Consider the following 25,333-nt stretch of genomic DNA (forward strand, 5'->3'; position numbering starts at 1 on the left):
TTTTTAAAAAGTTTAAGATTTATATCTTTGGCAAGAAAAGAGTCCGTATCAATTAAACATGGATTTAAGAAAAAAGTTTTATTCTTTGAGAAAAAGGAAGGGTGAAGGTTATAAGCCTTATAAAAGGGGTCAAAAAATTAAGATTGCTAACCACATCAATATTGACCAAAATTGAGAAAGCCCCAACTCCCCTAAATTCTTAAAGAATTACTCAGAGACTTTTAAACACACCATAGCTTTTATGCGAAAATCTTATGGAGCGGTATCTGTTAATAGTGCAACGATAAAATCCATTAAAGCCAAGCTAAGGGATAACCATTACCATAAAGTGAGTGGTAGCCATCAAGTTGGGGGTGCGCATAAAGTAATCTCTAGTTTCAACGCTAAAAACCCCTTTTTCATTAGACAGCATCTTAAAAGCCACTGAATTTATCGCTAATACTGGATTGGGCGTTTGAGTTGTGGTAATAAGGTTAGTCCTAAACATGCTAACATGTCAAATTAGCTATATAAGGATAAGTTATCTTGTCTCTTTTAGCGATTTTATGATTTGCAAGGAAAGATTTATGGATGAAATTAAAACGCTGTTAGTGGATTTTTTTCCGCAGGCAAAGCATTTTGGGATAATCTTAATCAAGGCTATTGTTGTCTTTTGTATAGGTTTTTATTTTTCATTTTTCTTACGGAACAAAACCATGAAACTCTTATCCAAAAAAGATGAGATTCTGGCGAATTTTGTCGCGCAGGTTACTTTTATCTTAATCCTTATCATCACCACAATCATCGCACTCAGCACGCTAGGCGTCCAAACCACTTCTATTATCACTGTTTTAGGAACGGTGGGGATCGCTGTGGCGTTGGCTTTAAAAGATTACCTTTCAAGCATTGCTGGAGGGATAATCCTTATTATTTTACACCCGTTCAAAAAAGGAGACATCATTGAAATCTCTGGTCTAGAGGGCAAAGTAGAAGCACTTAATTTTTTTAACACTTCTTTACGCTTGCATGACGGGCGCTTGGCGGTTTTACCCAATAGAAGTGTCGCTAATTCTAATATTATCAATAGCAATAACACTGCGTGTCGGCGCATTGAATGGGTTTGTGGGGTAGGGTATGGGAGCGATATTGAACTGGTGCATAAGACTATAAAAGATGTTATTGACTCAATGGAAAAAATTGATAAAAACATGCCCACTTTTATTGGAATCACGGATTTTGGACAAAGTTCATTGAATTTTACCATTAGGGTTTGGGCAAAGATTGAAGATGGGATCTTTAATGTGAGGAGCGAACTCATTGAACGCATCAAAAACGCCCTAGACGCTAACCACATTGAAATCCCTTTCAACAAGCTAGATATTGCTATTAAAAATCAAGACTCTTCTAAGTGATTGGTGTGAGGTGCATTGATTGTAGTAATACTTGAATTTTAAAGGAGACCCTATGTCAAGCGATTTTAAAAACCTTTTCATCGGTGCTAATAATTCTAAACGCACCAAGTTAGCTTAATAGTGAAAAAAACCCTATCAATTCTAACTCGTTATCATCTCTCATTGATGCCCGCCTTTAAGGAATACAAGGAAGCTAAAAGCCAACTACCTCTCTTTAAAATCTCTGTCAACTCTAACCAACCCCTATCCGCTCAATTAAACGAGTATGATAAGAAAAAGTCAGCGTTAAAGTATAGTGCAAGTGGTAGAGTGGTTAGCTCTAGCAAATTGTTACTAAACTATGATTTTTAGAAAGAATTGAAGGCTCTAAAAAGTCAGAGCCATTGATGAGATGAGTAAATAAGAAAAAGAAACCATTAAAAGCCGAGACTATGAGAAGCGGAATTTGAGTAAGGTATAGATTGAGCGCGAAACAAAACCTTGAAATCATTAAAATTTCTAACGCTCTATCACAAGGTAAAAGCGTGAGCGTTGGCCTTATTGCGAGCGTGTTAGAAGTAAAGCTAATGAGCGAGAGTTTTTCACTGATGCGTGCGATTTCTTGAAAAAAGATTATCAAAGAAAGTGATGGATTGTCTGATAAAATCATTGCTATTATCAATTATTTTGATAGGAAAAATATTATCTGTATTTGATGAGATGTGAAGCCCAATCAAATTAAAAATGCATTGATCTCACAAATTCATAACGGAGCGTATAGTTTTAGGGGTGGTGAGTGTGAAAAATAAAGCTCTTGGTTTTTGCCAAATGGGTTTCTAGCGTTTCATTAACCAGGGGGTGCTTTGGGATATTCCCCTTTAAGCACTTTAAAATCTCTCTAAACGCTCTAAAAATCAGCATAACGAAAAATCAAAGTTTTAAAATCAAAGCTTCTCAATTTTATTCTAAAAAAATAAATGAGAGCAAACCCAACAAACCGCTTTATTATGACCCTATAAAAATAGGGGGGAAAGCGAGATCTGCAATTAATCTTGCTGGATCCTTATGGCTGTGGGTGTGGATAGTTCTTCTTCGGTAGGGATTCTTAAAAAATCGCTATTACCCACTTTTCTTGTTTGTTTCACCACAGGCTGAGAGGGCGTAGCGATAGATTCCAAACCCGCTCCACCGCTGTTTCTTTCAGCACCGGTTGCAATGATAGTAACGCGCACATGATCAATGGGGATACTCTCGCTCGTGTGCTGGCCAAACTTAACATCAACATCTTGATTGGCTCGTTCTTGAATAGATATGCAAGCTTGAGAATAAGCATACATAGGATAATCAGGGTGGTGCTCAAAAAAGACAATAATGCTCTTAGCCCCATCAATAGAAGCGTCATCAAGAAGAGGCGATTGGATCGCATTTTCCACCGCTAATTTAGCGGATTCTTCGCCAGTGGCCTCACCAATACCCATTAACGCAAAGCCTTTAAAACCAAGAGCACTTTTTAAATCGGAAAAATCAACATTAATATCACCGGGCTTAGTGATGATCGTAGAAATACCGCTCACAGCCCTAACCAAGACATCATCAACTTCTTTATAGCATTCTTTTGTGCTGGCGTTTTTTTTCATGGTCAAAAGAATTTTATCATTAGGGATAACCAAAATAGAATCGCTAGATTGCTCCAATTCCTTTAACCCCTCTTCGGCTTTCTTGCTTTTTTGAGATCCTTCGTATTTGAAAGGCTTGGTAACGATAGCAATCGTGAGCGCTCCCACTTCTTTTGCGATTTTAACGATAGTAGGGGTGGCTCCAGTCCCAGTCCCTCCTCCAAGCCCTGTAGAGACAATGACTAATTTAGCGTCTTTAATCGCTTCTCTAATTTCATTAGCGCTTTCTTCAGCGGCTTTCCTACCAATATCAGGAATCCCCCCAGCGCCCAAACCTCCAGTGGACTCTTTGCCTAAAAGGATTTTAACCGGAGCAGGATTGTTTTTGAGATGTTGGCCATCAGTGTTCGTTGCAATGGGGGTAACATCTTGATGCACGCCGTATTCAACCAAGTGTTTGATCATGTTAGACCCCCCACCTCCAACACCGATGACGACAATCTTAGCCCCTTTATAAGCTGGATCGCTTACTTCTTCAATGCTCGCTTGACCGATATTATAATTTTCCATCTCTGATTGATGAACCATAGCCACATTCCCCTTGAGATACGATTTTTGCAAATCTTAAACTTTGATAAATAGCTAAAGGATTATACCATGTTTTCTGGCTTTTGATAACTATCAAGGCGTTTTTATCGCATAAAGAAATGGCTGTATCTTAAAAGATTTTAGAAATCTTATCCAAGAGGTTTTGAAAAAAACCTTTTTGTTCGGTGGGTTTTATGGGCAAGAAGTCGTCATTTTTAGCGGTGTTTAAAGGAGCGCTAGGGGTTTTTAAATCGCTTAAATTCCTTTCTGTGGGCGATGAATGGATGTGGGGGGTAGGGTTTGATTGGTGGGCTTTTCTTATATAATCATCGCTTTCATGATAGCGGATAACCCCTTTAGAATCCCTTTCATAATTGGTATGCCCCCCTGCTTTGTATAAAATCAAGCCGACTACGACTGAAAAGCGAGGATCTTTCAAGTCTTCAAACATGCCCATGATATTGTATTTTTCCACAGGGGCCGCCAAACGCACCGGGTAATTAGTGAAATGGGTTCTAGCTAATTCCTTGATCCCTTTCATTAAAGCCATGCCACCGGTTAACACAACGCCCCCGCCCAAATGCTCTTCTAATCCGCTATCTTGAATGCTCCTGTGGATGATTTTAAAAGTTTCTAAAGCCCTTTCCCTCATGATAGTTTGGATTTCACTAAGCGGCACAATATGGCTTTCATGGCCATCAGAGCCGGTGGTAGGGATTTGGACACTTTGAGAGGGCGTTTCTGCGCCGCTTTCAAAAGAAAGATCCCCGTATTTGATCTTAACTTCTTCAGCGTAAGGGAATGGGGTATTGAGCATGTGCGACAAATCCGTGGTTAAATGGTGAGAGCCTACGGGTAAGTATTTGTTATAGCGTATGGAATTGCCGCTATAAATCGTAAGGTTGCATGTCTCTCCGCCCATATCCACGCAAGCCACGCCCAATTCCCTTTCATCATTAGACAAGGTAGCAATTGAGGCTGCATAAGAATTGATCACAATGTTTTCAATCTCCACCCCAGATTGGATCATGATTTTTTCTAAATTTTCAATGTTGTTTTTTTCTGTATAGACAATGTGGATAAAGACTTCTAAGCGAGTCCCGCTCATTCCTAAGGGGTCATTCACTTCTTGTTTGTCTAAAGTGAAGCGATAGGGGAGGGCATGCAAAATATGTTTGTCGTTATCCAAGCCTGCTTTAGCGCATGCGTTATTGATAGCGCGATTGATTTCATCTATAGTAACCACATTGTCTTTAGTGCTAGCCACACCGGTAACATCTCTAATGCTTTCAGTATAAGCCCCAGAAAAAGAAACAATCGCTTTAGTTTTAGGGTAATACGATTCTCTAAAGGAGGAAATGGGGTTATTCCTGTCTTCATCAGCGTTCAAACCTGCCATTTTTTTAGCGCTATTAATCACTTCTTTAATGGCGTTAGAAGCGTGAGCAAGGCTATTGATACGCCCTCTTTTAATGGCTTTTGAATTGATTTCTTTAGAGTCTTGATGGGCGGTGCCAATGATGCGCAAAATCCCTTCTTTAAATTCAGCCACTATGGCGCAAATCTTTCTAGAGCCTATATCAACCCCTATAACGATTTCTTTATGTTCCATGATTTCCCCTTGCATTTATTGAATGTATTTGACTATCTTATAGCGTTTTTTCAATTCTTCTATCAACGCTTTATCAAAAAAATCCGTTTTAGTGTTATTGACTAAACGCTGCATGTATTGGTTTTCTTCTGTGCTAAAGGGGTGGTTGAAATTTTGCTCTGTGATTTGATAAAGCACCACTTTATTACCTATAGTAATAAACCCTTTTTTTTCTTGGCGGTTAAAAAGGGTGTTGATAAACTTAGCGCTTTCTTCTTGGTTAAGCTCACTAATAGTGCCTCCAAAATTAGGGCTTACATAGCCCACGCTTTTGCCTTTAAAATCCTTAAGCTTTTCTTTGGCTAAAGTTTGCAACGCCATAAGGGTTTTTTCTTGAGTTAGGCGGGTTTTAAGAGCGCTTTTGGCTTCATTAAAATTCTGCAATTCGTCTTTAATTTGAGAGATGAGTTGCACCACGATAAAACCATCTTTAAAAGGCTCTGGTTTTAGGATTTCAAGGGGCTTGAGAGCGGTGAGTTTTTGCGTGATTTCAGCAGTATAGGGGGAGTTGTTCTCTTCAAAATCTTGCGTGGTGTAGTTTTGCATGTTCGCTTTTTTTAGAGCGACATAACTCCTTAAGGCTTTTTCATTCGCTTTTTGCATGCTTAAATCATGCTTGACTTGCTCTTGAACGCTTTTAAAATCCTGTAATTTCCCCTCTTTGTCCAAATAAGACACCTTGTTTTTATGGTAGTATTCCTCCAACTCTTTCAAATCAGTTTTTTCTAAACTAGCGTCAAAATATAAAGAGCGTGTTTTAAAGCTTGTGGGCTTTTTAAAATCCTTTTTATGGGACTCGTAATATTTTTTCATCTCTTCTTCATTAAGAGAGATTTTAACATCACTAGGGTTTAGGATAAGAATGTCTAATTTGTCTTGCAATTTTGCCCAAAGCGATAGGCTGGATTGCTCCAAAGGGGTGGTGGTTTTGGGGAAGAGAGCGCTGATTTTTTGAAGGATTAAAAGCCTTTCAACGCTTTCTTCAAAATGCTTGGGGCGGTAATGGCTTTGTTTTAAGATATTTTTATACAATTCTTCATCAAAAACCCCATCTTTTTGAAAAACGCTCGTTTTTCTGATCTCTTTGGCCACTTCTTGCTTGGTAGCGCCAAGCCCTAAATCTAAAGCGAAATTCCTCAATAAAGCTTGATTGATAAGCGAATCTAGTGCGCTTTTTTCCAAATGCATGGCTTTGATTTGATCTTCGGTGAGTTCTTTAAAATCAGGGATAGACTCAGCATAAGCGTCTTTAAGGCGGCGGTATTCTTGGGCTAATTCTTCTTGAGAAATCTTAATCTGTCCCACTTTGGCAGCACTATCGCTATCTAAAGAAAAGCTGTATTGCCCCCAACCTATCATCCCAGCAGCAATAAAAGCGATCGTGCTTATCCATATTGTAACCACTAAATACTTTCTATGATTTTGCATCCATTCAATCATAAGAACTCTAATCCCTTTTAAAAAATCAAAAATGTGAAATTCAGGTTTAAACAACCTTATAGTAAAATCAAATAACCTTATTTTAACCAAAGGTTATTAAAATTATCCTTATTATAGAGAGTTTTTAACATGAATTTTCAAGAAAATTTAGCCGCTTTGGATTTGGAGTATCTTTGGCACCCTTGCTCGCAAATGCAAGAGCATCAAAATTTCCCCATTATCCCCATTAAAAAGGCTCAAGGGATTTACCTCTATGATTTTAATGATAACGCTTACATGGATTTGATCAGCTCATGGTGGGTGAATCTTTTTGGGCATAATAACACCTACATCAGCCAACAGCTCAAAAATCAAATTGATAATCTAGAGCATGTCCTTTTGGCCTCTTTTAGCCATAAGCCCATTATCACGCTCTCTCAAAGGCTTTGCCAGCTCACTCATATGGATAAATGCTTTTATGCGGATAACGGCTCATCTTGTGTTGAAATCGCTTTGAAAATGAGCTATCACGCCCATTTTTTAAAAAACCAAATGTGCCCTAAAAAGCTTTTTTTATCGCTTTCTAATTCCTATCATGGCGAGACTTTGGGAGCGTTAAGCGTGGGCGATGTGAAACTTTATAAAGACACTTACACCCCCTTATTGCTCAAGAATCTCATCACGCCCGTTCCTAAAAACGACAGCGAGATAGAAAATAGTTTGAACGCTTTAAAGCGTTTGTTAGATAAACATGGTGAAGAAATTTGCGCCTTCATTGCAGAACCTCTTTTGCAATGCGCAGGGAATATGCATATTTATAGCGCGAAATATTTAAAACAAGCCGTTTTATTATGCAAGCAAAAAAACATCCACATTATTTTTGATGAAATCGCTACCGGGTTTGGGCGCACAGGGAGCATGTTTGCTTATGAACAATGCGAAATTGAGCCGGATTTTTTATGTTTGTCTAAGGGGATTAGCGGGGGGTATTTGCCTTTAAGCACACTATTAACTCATAATGAAATTTATAACCGATTTTACGCCCCTTATGAAGAAAATAAAGCGTTTTTGCATTCGCACAGCTACACAGGAAACGCCTTAGCATGCGCATGCGCGAACGCCACGCTGGATATTTTTGAAAAAGAAAATGTTATTGAAAAAAACAAGGCTTTGAGCGAGTTTATTTTTAGCGCGCTCCAAAATGCGTTAAAAGACTTGATAGAGCGGCAAGTGGTGTCTAATCTAAGGCATTTGGGCATGGTCTTTGCCTTTGAAGTTTTTCTTCAAACCAAAGAGCGTTTGAGTTTGGCGGTTTTTAAAAAAGCTCTAAAAAAAGGCTTGTTATTACGCCCTTTAAACAACACGATCTATCTCATGCCTCCTTATATTATCACGCATGAAGAAATCAAAAAGGCGATTGTAGGATTAGTGGAAGCGATTGATGAATTAAAAAAGGCTGAAAACAAATAGTAAAAAGCTTAATTTTAGTCAAGCGATAGCTTTTTTGTCTGTTTGATTTCAAAAATCAAGCTTTTATGATATGAAACCTATTCAATGATTTTAGGCACAACGAAGTAATGATCCTGGCTGTGTTTGTTTTGGCTTAAAATCTCTTTGGCGATGTGGGGTTGGCTTTTGGGTTCGTCTTCTCTTAAAGGGGTGCTAAGATGCGTATCTGTTTTTAGATTATTAGTTTCTAAAGCGAAGATGTTTTCTACAAAGCCTAAAACCTCCGCCAAATGGCCTTTAACGCTCTCTTTATGCTCGTCTTTAATTTCTAACATGCTTAATTTTTCCAAGCGTTGCAATAGTTTATCATCAATTTGCATTCTTTTCCTTTAGTTTAAAATAGGGGTTCGTCCATTGTTGCTGGGGCTTTGATGCCCATGAGTTTTAACACGCTGCTAGCGATATTGTTCAACGCTCCGTTTTTTATGGATTTGACTCCATTCCCTAAAACAAAGCAATACACGCTACCGGCAGTGTGGTTGGTTAAGGGGTTTTGGTTTTCATCTTTCATGCGCTCGCAATTCCCATGATCGCTTGTTAAAAGCATGGCGTAATCCAATTCTTTAGCCAGTGAAAGGATCTCCCCTAAGCATGCATCCACCGCTTCTACCGCTTTAATGCTCGCTTCAAAATTCCCTGTATGCCCCACCATGTCGCCATTAGCAAAATTCACAATGATCAAATCCGTCCCTAATTTCATTTGCTCCAACACCGCAAGGGTTACTTCTTTAGCACTCATTTCAGGCTTTAAGTCATAAGTGGTAACTTTTGGGCTTTGGATAAGCACCCGGTTTTCATTTTTAAAAGGCGTCTCCACTCCGCCATTGATGAAAAAGGTTACATGCGCGTATTTTTCAGTTTCAGCGATATGGCTTTGGGTCAGGTTGTGTTGAGAGACCACTTCAGCGAGCGTGTTTTGAACGCTTTCTTTGGGGAATAAAACAGGGTAGGGGAAAGTGTTATCATAAGGCGTCATGGTAGCGATATGGAGTTTTTTAAAAACTTGGCGTTTAAAGCCACTGAATTCCTTTTGGCCTAAAGTACTCACGATTTCTCTAGCCCTATCATTCCTGAAATTGATAAAAATAAAGCTTTCATCATCTTGCATGCCGCAATAATCTTTAAAACAAGCGGGCATGATAAATTCATCGGTAATATTTTTATCATACTGGCTTTGGATATACTCGCTAGGGCTTAAAGGCGTGTGATTAAGCCCCATTAAGCTATGATACGCAAGCTCAATCCTTTCAAAGCGCTTATCCCTATCCATGGCATAAAAACGACCGCTTATGGTAGCGATTTGAATGTTTTCATTGCAGATATTTTGCATTTGTTTTAAATAAGTTAAAGCACTTTTAGGAGCGACATCGCGCCCATCGGTGATCAAATGCAGAAAGACTTTTTTATGGGATTTTTCACACTCTAAAGCCAGAGCGATAAAATGCTCAATGTGTGAATGCACGCCTCCATCGCTCATTAAACCCATAAGATGCACCACTTGGCTTTTTTGGATCGTGTTTAAAAAAGCGGGGTTGTTTTTTAACCCATCGTTTTGAAGGCTTAAAGAAATTTTGACTAAATCCTGATACAGCACCCTACCAGCCCCAATGCACATATGCCCCACTTCAGAATTTCCCATTTGCCCTTCAGGTAATCCCACGCTCAAGCCATGCGTATCAATCAGGCTATAAGGCAAGGTTTTAAACATCAAGTCATAAGTGGGTTTTTTGGCATGGAAGAAAGCGTTATGATCGCTATCTTTACGATACCCAATGCCATCAGTGATAATCAAAAGAGTTTTTTGCGCCATTTTTAGGACTTTTTAAAGCTCTTGCATGAGAGTGATATGGTTAGCTAAAATCGCATTCCTTTGCCCTGGAGAGCAATTTTTGCACACTTCTTTACTTTTGGAAGCGGTTTTGGTGTTGTTTTTAACGCTGATATTATTTTTAGAGGAGCGTTTTGGACTCGCTTTAGCCGGTTTTTTGGGGCTTTTTTTAGCGGGCGCAAAATCAGCGCTATTGATTTGAGCGAAATACATGGGTTTATCTTTTTCTTTTTCTAGCGGCTTATTGATGGCTTGCTCGCTAGCTGTCTCTTTCATTTCTTGGGATTTTTGCGTTTGAGCTTCCTCTATTTGAGTTTCTTTGGTCTCTGTTTGAGCTAAAGTTTGGGGCATGGTGCTGCCGATAGGGTCTAGATCCAAGTTGCTATTAGCGCTTTTTTGCAATTCTTGGTCATTACTAGACTGCGAGTCAAAGATTTTAGATTCTTTCAAACGCCTGATTCTATCTTGTATCTCCTCATAATATTTCTCAGCATCAGCGTTAGCCTTCTCGTTTTTTTCCCAACGACTGCCCTTATTGTAAGACTTGATCATGTCTTTTAGATTGTCGTGGTAGCGCGTTTTCCAATAGAGCAATTCTTTTAGGGCCACTTCAGAAGCAAACGCATCGTCTTTAATGAGCAATTCCCCCATCACGTTACGCAAAAAGGGGCTATTATTATGCCCATAGCTTTTTAAAACGCTAGGGATATACGCATGGTAAATGCCTGCGCTCGGATCCGAAAAATTGATTTTATAAGTCCCTGCGCATGATTCTTTCCATGCGATGCCCGCCATTTCATAGCCTAAATTTTCTTTAGATCCGAATTGATAAGCGGCTTTTAAAACTTCTTTTTGCTTAGCGTTAAAGTCTTTAAGGTTATCGCAATTGGTCATCATGACATTAGTAACAGGCGATTTGGGCTTGTTTTTAACCCCTTTAGCGGGCTTAGGCTCTGTTTTAGTAGGGCTTTCTTCAGCGTTCAAATTCAAACTTAAGAACGCGCTTAAGGCTGCGCCTAGCCATAAGGCTTTAAAAGGGATATGAATGAGTGGGGCTAAATGTTTCAAAACGCTCACCTTTTGTATTAAGAAATAAATTAAACTAGGAATAAATTCAAGTATAATTCTAGCATGATTTAGCTTATTCTTAAGAGTGATTTTGTTTTTTAGGGAGGATTGAGATTTTGCATTCAGATGAATTGTTAGTAGAGGTTTTAGTTGAAGAATTGCCCGCACAAGCGCTATTGAATGAATATAAAGAAATGCCTAAAAAACTCCACGCTCTTTTTCAAAAACGCGCTTTAGAAGTGGGAAATATAGAGGTTTTTTACACCCCTAGGCGTTTGTGTTTGTTCGTTAAAGACTTTCCTCTTTTAACCCAAGAAACTAAAGAGGAATTTTTTGGCCCTCCCGTTAAAATCGCATGCAATCATCAAGATAAAACGCAAGGCTTGAACGCACTGGGTTTAGGGTTTTATCAAAAATTAGGGCTAAAGGATCACCAGCATTTCCAAACGGCGTTTAAAAACAATAAAGAAGTGCTTTATCACGCTAAAATCCACGCCAAACAGCCCACAAAAGATCTGATCATGCCCATTGTGTTAGAGTTTTTAGAGGGCTTGAATTTCGGGAAGTCCATGCGTTGGGGCAATGTGGAAAAAAGCTTTATCAGGCCCATTCATAATATTTGCGTGTTGTTTAATGGGGAAAATTTTAACGGCATTGAAGTTAAAGAGTATGGTTTTAAAACCAAGCAAGCCACCAAAGTGCACCGACAAGAGGGTTTTGATTTTATTGAAGTGGATAGCCCTAAAGCGTATTTTGAAGTTTTAGAAAAAAACCATGTCATTTTAGACCCTAAAAAGCGCGAAGCTAAAATCTTGCAAGAAATTAAAGAATTGGAAAAAAAGCATGACATCATCGTAGAAATGGATAGGGATTTATTAGATGAGGTTGTAGCGATCACGGAATACCCCAGCGTGCTTTTGGGGGAGTTTGACAAGGCGTTTTTAAAATTACCCAGTGAAATCATCACCACTTCCATGAAAGAAAACCAGCGCTATTTTGCGATCTTCAATCAAAAAAGCCAAGAAGAAAGCCCAACATTACACAACGGCTTTATTGTGGTGAGTAACGCTATCAATAAAGACAAGCAAAAAATCATTTTAGGCAATCAAAAGGTTTTAAAAGCCCGCTTGAGCGATGCGGTTTTCTTTTATGAAAACGATCTTAAAAAGCCCTTAGATAACGCCCCTTTAGAGAGCGTGGTTTTTGTGCAAGGTTTAGGGACTTTAAAAGATAAAATGGAGCGAGAATCAACCATCGCTCAATATTTGACGCAAAAATACGCTTCATCTTTAAACATGCCTTTAGAAAAAGCCCTTGAGTTGGTTAAAAGAGCCGTTCAAATCGCTAAGGCGGATTTACTCAGTGAAGTGGTGTATGAATTTAGCGAGCTTCAAGGGATCATGGGCTATTACTACGCTTTAAAACAAAACGAAAACGAATTGGTCGCCTTGAGCTTGAAAGAGCAGTATTTGCCCGCAAGCGAAAACGCCCCCTTGCCCTCTAATGTTTTTAGTTCAATCGTGGCTTTGAGCTTGAAAATAGACAGCCTGTTTTCTCTTTTTAGCGTGGGTAAAATCCCTAGCGGATCTAAAGATCCCTTTGCGTTAAGGCGTTTGAGTTTTGGGCTATTGAAAATCATCGCGCATTATGGGTTAGAATTTGACTTGAAAGCGGATTTAAAAAACCTTTTTCAAAAAGTGGGCGTTTATCAAAGCTTTGATTTAGAGATTTTAGAGAAGTTTTTATTGGAACGATTTAACAATTTAATAGATTGTAACCCCTCTATTATAAGGAGCGTGTTAAACACCAACGAGCGAGACATCGTTACAATCATTCAAAAAGTCAAGGCCTTAAAACGCTTTTTAGACGATCCTAAAAACGCTCAAAAAAAAGAGTTGCTTTTTAGCGCTTTCAAACGCCTAGCCAATATCAATAAAGACAGAAACCCTAACGAGAAAAGCGAGTTTTTTACCCGTCTTTTTAAAGAGCCAAAAGAGCATGCCCTTTTTGAAGCGTTCAATGCGATCAAAACGAGCGCTTTTGAGAGTTTGGATAGCAAAATAGAGGCTTATTTCAGTTTGCATGCGCCTTTGGAAGAGTATTTTAAAAGCGTGTTAGTGATGGATAAAGATATAGAAATCCAAAAAAATCGTAAAAATTTCCTCTGGGATGTGTATCAAAGTTTCTTAGAAATTGGGGATATTAAAGAAATTGCGATTTAATTCTGTCAAACGCAAAGTCCAGCGTTTTTTAGGGGTCGTTTCTTTTATAAGCATGCTTGGTGTGGGCATGCTTGATGCGAAAATCTTTACCCTGCAAGAGTTTTTTAAAGAAGTGGAAACCAACTCTATGGAGTTGATCGGAAAAAAAGCCGATTTTAAAAGCCGTTTGAATGAGCAACGCTCCGTGAACGCTTGGGATTTCCCTTACATTGAGAATGAAACCTCTATGGTGAAAAACTTCCAAGGCATTATAGAAGCACAGCCCAGAACCCTTTTAGTGGTAAGACCCAAGCTCCCATGGGTGAGTTCGCTTTTATCCAAAAGCCTTTCTATTAAAACCATTCAATACGATAAAAGCTATCAATTAAATAAAAATCTCGCTTTTATTGGCGCTAAACGCCTTTATTTGACTTATGTGATGACTAAGGAAAAGTATCAGGTGTATGTGCAACGAGAAGCGAACTTTTATTCGCAGCTCAAAATCGCTAAAGAAAAAGTCAAAGCCGGCAGCATGAGCGAAAAGGATTACATCAACTTCAATAATTCTTATTTGGAATCCAAACTCGCTAAAACCAATGTGGAAACCAAACTCATAGATTTAGAAAAAATGCTAGACACGATGCTCGCTATTGTGGAGCCGGTCAAAGAGGGGGCGCATTTTGACACTTATTTAGACCATTTGCATGACGTCAAGGTGATCGGTTTGGATTTTGAATACGTGCGATTAGAGCCTGAAGCTTTGAAATTCAAACTGGATCGCTCGTTGTATGTGGATATTTTGGATCTAACGGCTAAAGATTATCAGGTGAATGCGAAACTGGCTAATAGAGACGTGTTTAATGCATTTGAATTTGGGATTGGCTCTGAAAGCTATAACTCTTCCACTAATCTTTCCGTGGAAGTGCGTATCCCTTTGCCGGTCACGCCTAAAAATATCTATCAAAAGCGTAAATTCTTGGATTTGCAAAGCGGGACGCTCGCGCAAAATGAAGTGATGAAGCGAAACATACGAATCAACGCCAACTCCTACTTAAACCAGCTCAAAACCAAAGAAGCATACATTGAAACCCAAAAAGAAGCCATTGCCAATAAGAAGCGTTTGATGGAAATGGGGCGCATCGCTTATGAGGCCCAAAAAATCGGGCTTTTTGAATACTTGATTTATCAAAATTCTTACATGGACGCTCTTATTACTCTAGCGGAAGCCAAGATTGAATACATTGATATTAGCGCGCTTTTAGAAGAGACTTTAGGGGAGAGTTTGACCAGATTAGGAGAATTGCATTGAATCGGGCGTTATGGTGGCTTATGTTAATGGGCGTTTTTTCAATTGGTGTTTCTTTAAAGGCCAAAGAGTATCCAGAAATCGTTTTAGAAGAAAAAAACTTGCAACCCATGAGGTTAAAGGTGATTAAATTAGATAAAGAAATTTTCAGTAAAGGGCTTCCTTTTAACGCTTATATTGATTTTGATAGTAAAAGTTCTGTGGTGCAGAGCTTGAGTTTTGATGCGTCTGTGGTTGCGGTTTATAAAAGAGAGGGCGAGCAGGTGAAGGCTGGAGATGCGATCTGTGAAGTGAGTTCTATTGATTTGAGCAATCTGTATTTTGAATTGCAAAACAATCAAAATAAATTAAAAATCGCTAAAGATATTACTAAAAAAGATTTAGAACTTTATAGGGCCGGTGTCATCCCTAAAAGAGAGTATCAAACGAGCTTTCTAGCCAGCGAAGAAATGGGCTTAAAAGTCAATCAACTAGAAAGCACTTTCAAAAGCTTTGGCGTGGATCCCAAAAACCCTAAAGGGCAGTATGGTTTTAGGATTGTGGCTAGAGACAGCGGTCTTTTAGCGTTAGCGCCTAAAAATGTGGGCGAAAAGATTTTGGCTTTCACTAGCTATGTGCGTATTTCAAAAAGCGATGATCTGATCGCTCAAATCAAGTTGCCTGTAGGCGTTTCTAAAACCATTAAAAGGGATTCGCCGGTCTATAATGAAGAGGGGGAAAAAATCGGGAGGATCCAAAGCGTTTCGGTGGTTTTAGATAAAGGATCTAACACGATTTTAGCCACCGCCTTATTAGATGAGGGCAATTACCATGTGGGGGAAATGGTAGAAATGTATATTCAAGGCTCTCAACCCAAAGATTCGGTTTTGATCCCTTCAAACGCTTTAATCAGAAACGGGAAAGATTACCTGGTGTTTGTTAGGACGCCTAAAGGTTTTAAGCCTGTGGTGGTTCAAGTTTTAGAAGAGCGCAACAAGATTTTTATCGTGAACGCTCAAAATTTACACCCTAATGACAGCGTAGCAGTGGGGTCATTGATAGGGTTAAAAGGCATGATCAACAATTTAGGGGAAGAATGATGCTCGCTTCTATCATTGAATTTTCCTTACGCCAAAGAGTGATCGTGATTGTTGGCGCGATTCTGATTTTATTTTTTGGGACTTATAGTTTTATCAACACTCCAGTGGACGCTTTCCCGGATATTTCGCCCACTCAAGTTAAAATCATTTTAAAACTCCCCGGCTCTAGCCCTGAAGAAATGGAAAATAACATCGTGCGCCCTTTAGAATTAGAGCTTTTAGGCTTGAAAGGGCAAAAATCTTTAAGAAGTGTTTCAAAATATTCTATTTCAGATATTACGATAGATTTTGATGACAGCGTGGATATTTATTTAGCGAGAAACATTGTCAATGAGCGCTTGAGCAGCGTGATGAAAGATTTACCCGTGGGGGTTGAAGGGGGCATGGCGCCCATTGTTACGCCGCTATCAGACATTTTTATGTTCACCATTGATGGCAATATCACCGAGATAGAAAAACGACAGCTTTTAGACTTTGTGATCCGCCCACAATTGAGAATGATTAGCGGCGTGGCGGATGTCAATTCTATTGGAGGCTTTAGCAGGGCGTTTGTGATTGTGCCGGATTTTAATGACATGGCAAGGCTTGGGGTGAGTATTTCTGATTTAGAATCGGCTGTGAGAGTGAATTTAAGAAACAGCGGAGCGGGGCGCGTGGATAGGGATGGCGAAACCTTTTTAGTCAAAATCCAAACCGCTTCTTTGAGTTTAGAAGACATTGGCAAAATCACCGTTTCCACTAATTTAGGGCATTTGCACATTAAGGATTTTGCAAAAGTCATCAGCCAGTCTCGCACCCGTTTGGGGTTTGTCACTAAAGATGGCGTAGGTGAGACCACAGAAGGATTAGTGCTTTCTTTAAAAGACGCTAACACCAAAGAAATCATCACTCAAGTGTATCAAAAACTAGAGGAATTAAAACCCCTTTTACCGAATGGCGTTTCCATTAATGTTTTTTACGATCGCTCTGAATTCACGCAAAAAGCCATTGCCACCGTTTCTAAAACCCTCATTGAAGCCGTTGTTTTAATCATCATCACGCTCTTTTTATTTTTAGGGAATTTGAGGGCGAGCGTGGCTGTGGGGGTGATTTTACCCTTAAGCTTGTCCGTGGCGTTTATTTTTATCAAGTTTAGCGATTTGACTTTAAATTTGATGAGCTTAGGGGGGTTGGTTATCGCTATAGGGATGCTCATTGACTCAGCTGTGGTGGTGGTGGAAAACGCTTTTGAAAAATTGAGCGCTAACACTAAAACCACTAAACTCCATGCGATCTATCGCTCTTGTAAAGAAATCGCCGTTTCAGTGGTGAGTGGGGTGGTGATTATTATGGTGTTTTTTGTGCCGATTTTAACCTTGCAGGGGTTAGAGGGTAAGATGTTTAGGCCTTTAGCGCAAAGCATTGTGTATGCGCTTTTAGGCACTTTAGTTCTATCTATCACTATCATTCCAGTAGTGAGCTCTCTTGTCTTAAAAGCCACGCCCCATAGCGAAACTTTTTTAACGAGGTTTTTAAACAGAATCTATGCTCCTTTATTGGAATTTTTTGTGCATAACCCTAAAAAAGTGATTTTAGGAGCGTTTGTTTTTTTAATCGCAAGCCTTTCTTTATTCCCTTTTGTGGGGAAGAATTTCATGCCCGCTTTAGATGAGGGCGATGTGGTTTTGAGCGTGGAAACCACCCCTTCTATTTCTTTAGATCAATCTAAAGATCTCATGTTAAACATTGAAAGCGCGATTAAAAAGCATGTCAAGGAAGTTAAAAGCATTGTCGCACGCACAGGGAGCGATGAATTGGGGTTGGATTTGGGGGGATTGAATCAAACCGATACTTTTATTTCTTTTATCCCTAAAAAAGAATGGAGCGTTAAAACCAAAGATGAATTATTAGAAAAAATCATGGATTCTTTAAAAGACTTTAAGGGGATTAACTTTTCTTTCACCCAACCCATTGAAATGAGGATTTCTGAAATGCTTACAGGGGTTAGGGGGGATTTAGCGGTTAAGATTTTTGGAGATGATATTAGCGCCTTAAACGAGTTGAGTTTTCAAATCGCGCAAGCTTTAAAAGGGATTAAAGGCTCTAGTGAAGTTTTAACCACGCTCAATGAGGGCGTGAATTATTTGTATGTAACCCCTAATAAAGAATCGATGGCGGATGTGGGGATCACTAGCGATGAATTTTCCAAGTTTTTAAAATCCGCTTTAGAGGGTTTGATCGTGGATGTGATCCCTACAGGGATTTCACGCACGCCGGTGATGATCCGCCAAGAGAGCGATTTTGCAAGCTCTATCACTAAAATCAAAAGTTTAGCCTTGACTTCCAAATATGGCGTTTTAGTGCCTATCACTTCTATCGCCAAAATTGAAGAAGTGGATGGCCCTGTTTCTATCGTGCGTGAAAATTCAATGCGCATGAGCGTGGTTCGCAGCAATGTGGTGGGGCGCGATTTAAATTCTTTCGTAGAAGAGGCTAAAAAAGTGATCACTCAAAACATCAAACTCCCTTCTAGCTACTATATCACTTATGGGGGGCAGTTTGAAAACCAGCAACGGGCCAATAAAAGGCTTTCTACTGTTATCCCTTTAAGCATCTTAGCGATCTTTTTCATTCTTTTTTTCACTTTTAAAAGCATTCCTTTAGCCTTGCTCATTCTTTTGAATATCCCTTTTGCGGTTACTGGAGGGCTTATTGCGTTGTTTGCGGTAGGGGAGTATATTTCAGTGCCAGCGAGCATGGGCTTTATCGCTCTTTTTGGGATTGCGGTTTTAAACGGCGTGGTGATGATAGGCTATTTTAAAGAGCTTCTCTTACAAGGAAAAAGCGTAGAAGAGTGCGTTTTATTGGGTGCTAAAAGGCGTTTGAGACCGGTTTTAATGACCGCTTGCATTGCCGGTTTGGGTTTGCTCCCTTTATTATTTTCTCATAGCGTGGGATCAGAAGTCCAAAAACCTTTAGCGATCGTGGTGCTTGGGGGCTTAGTCACCTCAAGCGCTCTAACCTTACTCTTATTGCCGCCCATGTTCATGCTCATCGCTAAAAAGATTAAAATCAATTAAGGGATTTCACATGCTCGCTTTAGAAATTTATATTGATATTTGTTTGAAAGACGCTTTAATAGATTATTTATTTGAAAAAGGCTTTGATGATTTTTTTTATGTGGAATGCTATAAATACGCCGCTTCTTCGCTGCTTTTAAGCCAAAAAGAGCAGGTGAGCGGGCGTAAAGACTACGCTAAATTCAAGCTTTTTTTAAGCGATGAGATCGCTTTATCTCTAGCAAAAGCGCTAAAAAATCAGTTCGCTTCTAAAGAAATGAAATTGTTTTATTCTCAAACGCATGGGTTGTAAAACGCATGGCGTTTTTCATTAAATGCCAATAACTAAAATTTTTAACTTTTTTAAAAAATGGGGTTTTAGTTACTTTGTTTTTGAAACTCATTCTCTTAAGGGGATAGGGGGGTATTTTGTGCTTAACTCTCCCCTTTAACCCCCAACTAAATCCCCCTAACCCAAGAAGACCGCTTTTTATAAGCTATCGCTTGATTAAAATCAAGCTCTTTAATATTTTTGAGTTTTTAGTTTTGATGGTGAAAAATCAAGTATAATACCAACCATTAAATGGTGCTAGGAGTTTGTAATGATAGTCATTCTTAAAAATCCGCTTTCTTTCTCTCTCTAGTCAGCCGTTTTATCTTTTCACCCCCATATAAGCCCATACCCATATAAACCCTATCTATATTTTAGGGATTTTTTGGGGATTTTTGCGTCTTGTTTAGATTTTAATTTTTAATTTTAAAGGATTGGTATGATTTTACGCGCACAGACGAATTTTGTGGAGTTTTTAGAACAGGTTTTAGAAGTTTTAAAAGAAGTAGAGATTGATAAAACAGAATGCTTCACGCTTTTAGCAAGCATTCAAAAACAACAGCTAGTGATACCCGTTGTGGGGAATTTTAGCGCAGGAAAAAGCACGCTATTAAACCGTTTTTTAGAAAAGAGCGTTTTGCCTACTGGTATCACGCCAGAGACTTCTTTAGCCACTGAATTACATTATAGCGCTAATGAACGCATAGAGGCTTTTTCAAACAATGATGAAAAAACAGAGAGTTTTGAACTGAATGAGCAAAGTTTTGAGGCGATTAAAGAGAATGCGGCGGAGTATTCCTACCTTAAGGTTTATTTGAATAATGAAGCGCTAAAAGATAGCGTGCCTTTGGTGTTTGTGGATATGCCCGGGTTTGATAGCCCCATTTCAAGCCACACCCATGCCATTTTGGAATATTTATAAAGAGGCGTGCATTTTGTCATTCTCACAAGCGTAGAAGAGGGCAATCTCACCAAACGCATGGTTAGGGAATTAAAAAACCTTTTAGAGTTTGACAAAGGCCTTAGCTTTATTTTGAGTAAAACGAATTTAAGGACGCCTTCGCAAGTGGGAGAAATCTCTCGCTACATTCAAGATCAAATCCAAGATCACCTTGATTTGACAACGCGTCTTATTTATTCTAATAAAGACAATAACGCTCTTTTAGAGGTGACGGATAAAATAGACGCTGAAAAGCTTTTTAGCGCTTTGTATTTGAAACGATTGAAGTTTTTAAATTCCCAGTTACAAAACAGCCTAAAAAGCGTGATGAAAAGCTTTGATTATTCTAAAGAAAAGGCGTTAGAAGAAATACAAGCGTTGGATTTGAGCGTTAAGGACATTGAAAAAACCTATGAAAAATTAAGGGCTAATTTAGAAGAAGAATATTCTAGCGTGGCTGTGGGATCGGTGGTTAAAAAAGTAGTAGGAGAGGTCAGGGAGCAAAAATCCTATTTAGCCTCTTTAATCAACAAGCCTAACGAGTTCAATAGCGAAATAGAAAGCATCATGCAACAAAGCTTGATCAAAAACGCTAAATTAGAGATTGAAAAGATCAACCTTTCTTTTTCAAAAGATTTTTGCGCGGAATTTGAAAGCTTGAACAACACGCAGCTTTCTAGCGATTTGTCTGTGAATTTAGAGCATGGCCTTGAACTAGGGATCAACGCCTTAAGCGTGATTTTAGCCAAGAATCCGGTTACAAGACCCTTCGCGCTGATCTTGCAAGGGTTAAAACCTCTTTTAAAAGATTTATTGACTTTATTGCCTAATATCATCGCTTCATTCTTTAGAAACGAGGAAAAAGAGCGGGCGAAATTAGAAAATCTGATTGAAGTCAAAGTGATACCAGAGGTTCAATACAAGCTTAAAAAAGTTTTACCGGGCTTGTTTAATGAATGCTTGGAAAATTCCCTAAAAGGTTTAAAAGATCGGTGCGAATTAGAAATCACGCATAAAAAACAAGAAATCGCGCTCGCTCAAAAGGAAAAAGAAAAACACCTAAACGATTTAGAAAATCAAAAACAAATCTTAGAAAACAAGATCAACGCTTTAAGCGATCTAGAACAACAATATTTAAAGGATCAACAATGAACGCTCAAGAACTCATTAAAAAAAGCGCTTTAATTGAAAAAACGCTACAAGAACAAGGTTTGCAAGAAAAAGCGAAGCCTTTTATGAGCGAAAACGCTGTGATTACAACCGAAGAGTTAGAGAAAACGCTAAAAGAAATGCAGGCTGAAGATAGGGATCTTAAAGTCGGTATCATCGGGCGCGTGAAAGCGGGTAAAAGCTCGCTCTTAAACGCTTTGATTTTTGAGGGTGTAGAGGTTTTACCCAAAGCGGCAACACCCATGACCGCTAGCCTTACCATTTTAAAATACGCAAAAACCCTGAGCGCTGAAGTGGAGTTTTATAGCCCAAAGGATATTGCAGAGCTTGAAAACGAACATGAAAGGTATGTAAGGGAGTTTAACAGGATTGTTGGTGAAGAAGTCAACAAACAAAAAGAAAAACAGAGTTTGTCAAATAGGGCTAAAGAGAGAGTAAAGAGTTTTAGCAACAAGTTTAGCAGAAATAAAAGCACTGAAGCAGCGCCCAAAGAGAGGGTTTTAAGCGATGAAGAAATATTGGAAAAGGCTAGAAGGATCGCTAAAAATACATTAAAAGGGGACGAAAAACTCGTTTCATCATACGATCAATACGAAAGAATGAAAAAAAGCGGATTGCTCAACACTGAAAAATTGGATCCGCGCATTCAAGCCAACAGCTTACAAGAGCTGAATCAGAAATTGCTTCAATTCGTGGGCACAAACGGGAAGTTCATGCCCTACACTAAAGCGGTGCAAATTTCTTTGAATAACCCCAATCTTAAAGATTTGGAAGTGATTGACACCCCAGGAGTGAACGATCCGATCGCTTCCAGAGAAGAGCGCACCAAAGCCTTATTGAAAGATTGCGATGTGGTGTTTATCATAAGCCCTTCTAATCAGTTTTTAACGGATAGCGATATGAGTTTGTTTGACAGGGTTTCTAACAAAGAAGGCCTTCAAGAAATTTATTTTGTGGCAAGCCAAGTCGACAGCGCTGTTCTTTCTATGAGTGAAGTGGAAAAATCTCGCCAACACCTCCCTACAGCCTTAGAAAACGCGCAAAAAGCCCTTTCATCTCAATTAAATAATATCATGGGAGCGTTGATTCAAAACTACCCTAACCAACAAGAGATTTTTGAAAAAGCAATCAAAAACGGCGTTATTTTGGCTTCAGGGGTTTGCTTTAGCATGCATAAAGATTTTGAAAACCAAGCTTCTTGGGAAAGAAGCCAAAAAACAGAAGAGTATCACAACGCCTTACGGAATTTAAAAGATTCTTACCCTGACGCTTTTAGTAGCGATGATAAGTCTAAAGAAAGCTTACTCTTTTTAAGCAATATGGGCGCGATTGAAGAGCGTTTAAAAAAAGCCACCAAAGAGAAAGAAAAAATCATTTCTCAAAAATTGCAAAATTACGCAGAGAGCCAAGCAAACAACCTCCATAAATTCATAGTGCAGTTGTTGCAAGACCTAGAAGATGAAAAAAAGAGGATTAAAAACGCTGACATTAGCGCTATCAAAGAGCAAATAGTGGTTTATCAAAACCTCTCTAATGAGATTGAAACAGGGTTTGATGGGGTGTATGAAGAATTTATCTTGCATTTCATCAAAAACACTAGAGATGGCTTGAATGAAACCTTAACGAAAGCTATCCGAACGGCTAAAACGCACTCTAGAGAAGAAGAGGAAGAAGAGCATTATATTGAAAGAGTGAAGCAAGGCGGTCTTTTTGGAAGCTTGAAAAGAAATTTTTTGTGGTGGGCTGATGATGATGCGGGCTATAATGAAGTAGAACGCACAAGAGCAACCATTAAAGCCGGAGCGGTGCTTGATCATTTAACAGAGATGCATGAACGCTGCGAAAGTGCTTTGAATGACAGCGTTGAATCTTTTAAAATCGTTTTTAGAAAAGAACTCTACGCTAAAGTTCTTTCTCAATTGCGCGAAATCATCTCTGATGATTTGATTGATAAGGTGGATTTCAAAAGAAGCGTGGATGCTGTTTTAGATTCCATTAAATTTAAAGAGTTTGATTATGCTGATAAGCTTCCTAGCGAGATAAGGGGGAAAACGGGCTTTTTAAAAGGCGATGAAGCTAATGCTTTCATACAAAGCGTGGAAAATCATGTGAGAGGTTTTGAAGCTGAGACTAAAAAAGATGTGAAAGGCTATATCCAAGGTTTAAGAGAGAATTTAGGCGAACAAGATTTTGCTAATGGGGTGCTTTCAAAACTCCAAAAAGACATGCAAAACTTGCAAAATCAAGTGCAAAACAAAGAACAATCCATCGCTCAATTAGACGCAAAAATCCAAGCTTTAAAGGGGATCCAATGAGCATTAATAATTTTTTTAATGGTATTTTTAATAACAATAGCGCAGCTGAAAACCACTACAATATAGAGCCGGTGGGATTAGAGGAGCGCTACGATTTGATTGCTTGTATTTTAAACGCCAAAACAAGCAATGAAGGGCTAGAAGAATACCAGAGCGTCTTAGACAACGAGTTTTTAGAGTTTGCTAGCGGCGTGGATTCGCTCAAAGAAAAGGAAATAGCGTTACTGACGCTCCAAGGAATCCAAAAAGAATTGCAATTGGTGGCGAGCTACCCTAGTTTGTTCCAAAAAACCATCGTTGCGGTGGGGGGAGGGTTTAGCGCGGGCAAATCCACTTTTTTAAACAACTTGTTGGGCTTGAAATTAAAACTCCCTGAAGACATGAATCCCACCACAGCTATCCCCACTTATTGCCTAAAGGGTAAAAGGGAAGTTTTAATGGGGTTTTCTCAAAATGGGGGCATGGTGGAATTACCTAATCTCGCTTTTGACCATCAGTTTTTAAAATCCCTTGGCTTTAATTTGAAAGAAATCATGCCTTCCATGCTTTTGAGCGCTCCTAGCGTGCCTTTTGAATTTTTGTGCTTCATAGACACGCCTGGTTTTAACCCTGCCAATCAAGGCTATACGGGTGGGGACAAAGAAGCCTCTAAAGAATCCCTAAAACACGCTAAACACATTTTATGGTTTATTAGTTGCGAGCGTGGGGGTATTGAAAGCGATGATTTAGAGTTTTTGCAAGAATTATACGAAGAAGGCAAGCAGGTTTTTATCGTATTGAGTAGGGCTGATAGGCGCACCAAAAGCCAATTAGAAGAAGTCGCTAAGAAAATTAGAGAGACTTTAAAAGATAATGGCATTGAATTTTTAGGGATTTGCGCTTATAGCGCTACAAGGTATCAAGAATACAAAGAGTTCAGCGAAAAAAGCCATGTTTTCAATTCGCTTGAGGAATTTCTAATGAAGTTAAATCAAAGGAACGAGAAACAAAACGAAATTTTAGAATCTTTATACGAGGTGCATTCCATGTATGAAAAGGCTATTAATCAAGACGCTAACCGATTCAAACGCTACCAAAAGGCTTTGCATTCTGTCAAACTGGATTTGATGCAAAAAGGCTTTGACGATTTCAACAACGATGCTACCTTTAATAAAATTAAATCGCTCAACAACGAATTTTCTGAGCAAGAGCGATCTAAAGAAGAGAGTTTAGCGCGATTGAATGAAGTGATTGACTTGTTTAAGGAAAGCATTGATAAGGTTTTTGATCGCGTGAGCGCTTTCACTTGGGAAAAATACAAAGAACAAAACGACGACGAAGAGGACGATGAAGCAAACTAATCAAAAAAATGGTGCTGTTTTACAAGGAACTCAACATGTATGGTATAGACTCTTGGGATTTGAGCCAAGAAGAAATCCGAGAATACAGAGAGAAAATAGAATATTACAATAAACTGCTCCAATTAGACTATTCTTTAAGAAATTTATCAATACTTAAGGACTTTAAAGAAGCAAATGAGAGAGATTATCAAGAGAATTGGTTAAATAATAGTGATTTTCAAAACGATTTGCGAAAGTGGAAAAATGGCGATAAGCCAGGCTTTTTTGAAAGCCTTTTTAATGATTTGTTTGGCAAATAAGAAAACAGCAATTAAGAATTTAAAAATACTGAAAGCATTTTTTATAATCAAAGTAAAAGAGCTTGCGTCAAGCAAGCGATAACCCCTTGAAGCGGTATTTTTGGGTTAGTGGGATACTTAAGGAGGTTAAGGGGGAGAGTTATTTCAAAATACCCCCCTATCCCCTTAAGAGAATGAGTTTAAAGTAAAGCAATTTAAATCCCATTTTTTAAAATTTAAAAAATTTTTTAAACTACCCTATTTTTAATCAAAGACAGCGTTTTGA

15 protein-coding genes and 3 pseudogenes are annotated in these 25,333 nt (G+C 38.8%); 12 read left to right on the forward strand and 6 right to left on the reverse strand.

The window, feature by feature from the left end; genetic code table 11:
* Positions 1-232 precede the first annotated feature (232 nt).
* The 3 genes and pseudogenes from EXS92_RS07885 to EXS92_RS08035 all read left to right on the forward strand — a co-directional run.
* Positions 233-427 (forward strand): hypothetical protein, encoded by a 195-nt coding sequence (locus EXS92_RS07885; protein ID WP_120826194.1) that lies wholly within the window; start codon positions 233-235, stop codon positions 425-427.
* Positions 428-566: 139 nt separating this feature from the next.
* Positions 567-1,391 (forward strand): small-conductance mechanosensitive channel MscS, encoded by an 825-nt coding sequence (mscS, locus tag EXS92_RS06130; protein WP_000343432.1) that lies wholly within the window; start codon positions 567-569, stop codon positions 1,389-1,391.
* A 370-nt stretch (positions 1,392-1,761) separates the two neighbouring features.
* A pseudogene (locus tag EXS92_RS08035) lies at positions 1,762-1,996 on the forward strand (hypothetical protein); the annotation flags it as partial.
* A 420-nt stretch (positions 1,997-2,416) separates the two neighbouring features.
* On the opposite strand, the gene ftsZ reads toward EXS92_RS08035, so the two are convergent.
* The 3 genes from ftsZ to EXS92_RS06150 all read right to left on the reverse strand — a co-directional run bounded on the left by ftsZ (position 2,417) and on the right by EXS92_RS06150 (position 6,665).
* Positions 2,417-3,574, reverse strand: a complete 1,158-nt coding sequence (ftsZ, locus tag EXS92_RS06140) for a cell division protein FtsZ (protein WP_000233604.1) — start codon at positions 3,572-3,574, stop codon at positions 2,417-2,419.
* Between the two features lie 130 nt (positions 3,575-3,704).
* Entirely contained in the window at positions 3,705-5,186 is a 1,482-nt protein-coding gene (gene ftsA, locus EXS92_RS06145) for a cell division protein FtsA (RefSeq protein ID WP_165515886.1), read from the reverse strand.
* A 15-nt stretch (positions 5,187-5,201) separates the two neighbouring features.
* The gene (locus EXS92_RS06150) at positions 5,202-6,665 is read right to left on the reverse strand and encodes a peptidylprolyl isomerase (RefSeq protein WP_165515887.1); all 1,464 of its coding nucleotides are present in this window, start codon (positions 6,663-6,665) and stop codon (positions 5,202-5,204) included.
* A 129-nt stretch (positions 6,666-6,794) separates the two neighbouring features.
* Here EXS92_RS06150 and EXS92_RS06155 point away from each other — a divergent pair, with 129 nt between their 5' ends.
* Positions 6,795-8,114: an adenosylmethionine--8-amino-7-oxononanoate transaminase gene (locus EXS92_RS06155; RefSeq protein ID WP_165515888.1), complete on the forward strand. Its 1,320-nt coding sequence runs from the start codon at positions 6,795-6,797 to the stop codon at positions 8,112-8,114.
* A 77-nt stretch (positions 8,115-8,191) separates the two neighbouring features.
* On the opposite strand, the gene gatC is transcribed toward EXS92_RS06155, so the two are convergent.
* Genes gatC through EXS92_RS06170 form a run of 3 tightly spaced genes read right to left on the reverse strand, consistent with a single transcriptional unit; the run spans position 8,192 to position 11,058 of the window.
* Positions 8,192-8,473, reverse strand: coding sequence for an Asp-tRNA(Asn)/Glu-tRNA(Gln) amidotransferase subunit GatC (gene gatC, locus EXS92_RS06160; protein WP_001165264.1), 282 nt, complete (start codon positions 8,471-8,473; stop codon positions 8,192-8,194).
* Between the two features lie 14 nt (positions 8,474-8,487).
* Positions 8,488-9,963 carry a 2,3-bisphosphoglycerate-independent phosphoglycerate mutase gene (gene gpmI, locus EXS92_RS06165; protein WP_165515889.1) on the reverse strand — a complete coding sequence of 492 codons (1,476 nt, stop codon included), beginning with the start codon at positions 9,961-9,963 and terminating at the stop codon, positions 8,488-8,490.
* A 12-nt stretch (positions 9,964-9,975) separates the two neighbouring features.
* Positions 9,976-11,058 (reverse strand): hypothetical protein, encoded by a 1,083-nt coding sequence (locus tag EXS92_RS06170; RefSeq protein WP_165515890.1) that lies wholly within the window; start codon positions 11,056-11,058, stop codon positions 9,976-9,978.
* Between the two features lie 107 nt (positions 11,059-11,165).
* Here EXS92_RS06170 and glyS point away from each other — a divergent pair, with 107 nt between their 5' ends.
* The 8 genes and pseudogenes from glyS (at position 11,166) to EXS92_RS06210 (ending at position 25,068) form a co-directional block, all read left to right on the forward strand.
* Positions 11,166-13,271, forward strand: coding sequence for a glycine--tRNA ligase subunit beta (gene glyS / locus EXS92_RS06175; protein ID WP_165515891.1), 2,106 nt, complete (start codon positions 11,166-11,168; stop codon positions 13,269-13,271).
* Positions 13,261-14,559, forward strand: a complete 1,299-nt coding sequence (locus EXS92_RS06180) for a TolC family protein (RefSeq protein WP_207633395.1) — start codon at positions 13,261-13,263, stop codon at positions 14,557-14,559. Before glyS ends, EXS92_RS06180 begins: the two co-directional genes overlap by 11 nt.
* Positions 14,556-15,635, forward strand: coding sequence for an efflux RND transporter periplasmic adaptor subunit (locus EXS92_RS06185; protein ID WP_165515893.1), 1,080 nt, complete (start codon positions 14,556-14,558; stop codon positions 15,633-15,635). The genes EXS92_RS06180 and EXS92_RS06185 overlap by 4 nt, the downstream gene beginning before the upstream one ends.
* Positions 15,635-18,694 (forward strand): efflux RND transporter permease subunit, encoded by a 3,060-nt coding sequence (locus EXS92_RS06190; protein ID WP_165515939.1) that lies wholly within the window; start codon positions 15,635-15,637, stop codon positions 18,692-18,694. The genes EXS92_RS06185 and EXS92_RS06190 overlap by 1 nt, the downstream gene beginning before the upstream one ends.
* A 10-nt stretch (positions 18,695-18,704) precedes the next feature.
* Positions 18,705-18,986 carry a DUF3240 family protein gene (locus tag EXS92_RS06195; RefSeq protein ID WP_000880304.1) on the forward strand — a complete coding sequence of 94 codons (282 nt, stop codon included), beginning with the start codon at positions 18,705-18,707 and terminating at the stop codon, positions 18,984-18,986.
* A 457-nt stretch (positions 18,987-19,443) separates the two neighbouring features.
* A pseudogene (locus EXS92_RS06200) lies at positions 19,444-21,096 on the forward strand (dynamin family protein).
* Entirely contained in the window at positions 21,093-23,429 is a 2,337-nt protein-coding gene (locus tag EXS92_RS06205) for a dynamin family protein (protein WP_165515894.1), read from the forward strand. The pseudogene EXS92_RS06200 and the gene EXS92_RS06205 overlap by 4 nt, the downstream one beginning before the upstream one ends.
* Positions 23,426-25,068, forward strand: a pseudogene (locus tag EXS92_RS06210) (dynamin family protein). Before EXS92_RS06205 ends, EXS92_RS06210 begins: the two are co-directional and overlap by 4 nt.
* Positions 25,069-25,333 lie beyond the last annotated feature (265 nt).

The organism is Helicobacter pylori (assembly GCF_011175115.1).
Taxonomy (GTDB): Bacteria; Campylobacterota; Campylobacteria; order Campylobacterales; family Helicobacteraceae; genus Helicobacter; species Helicobacter pylori_DF.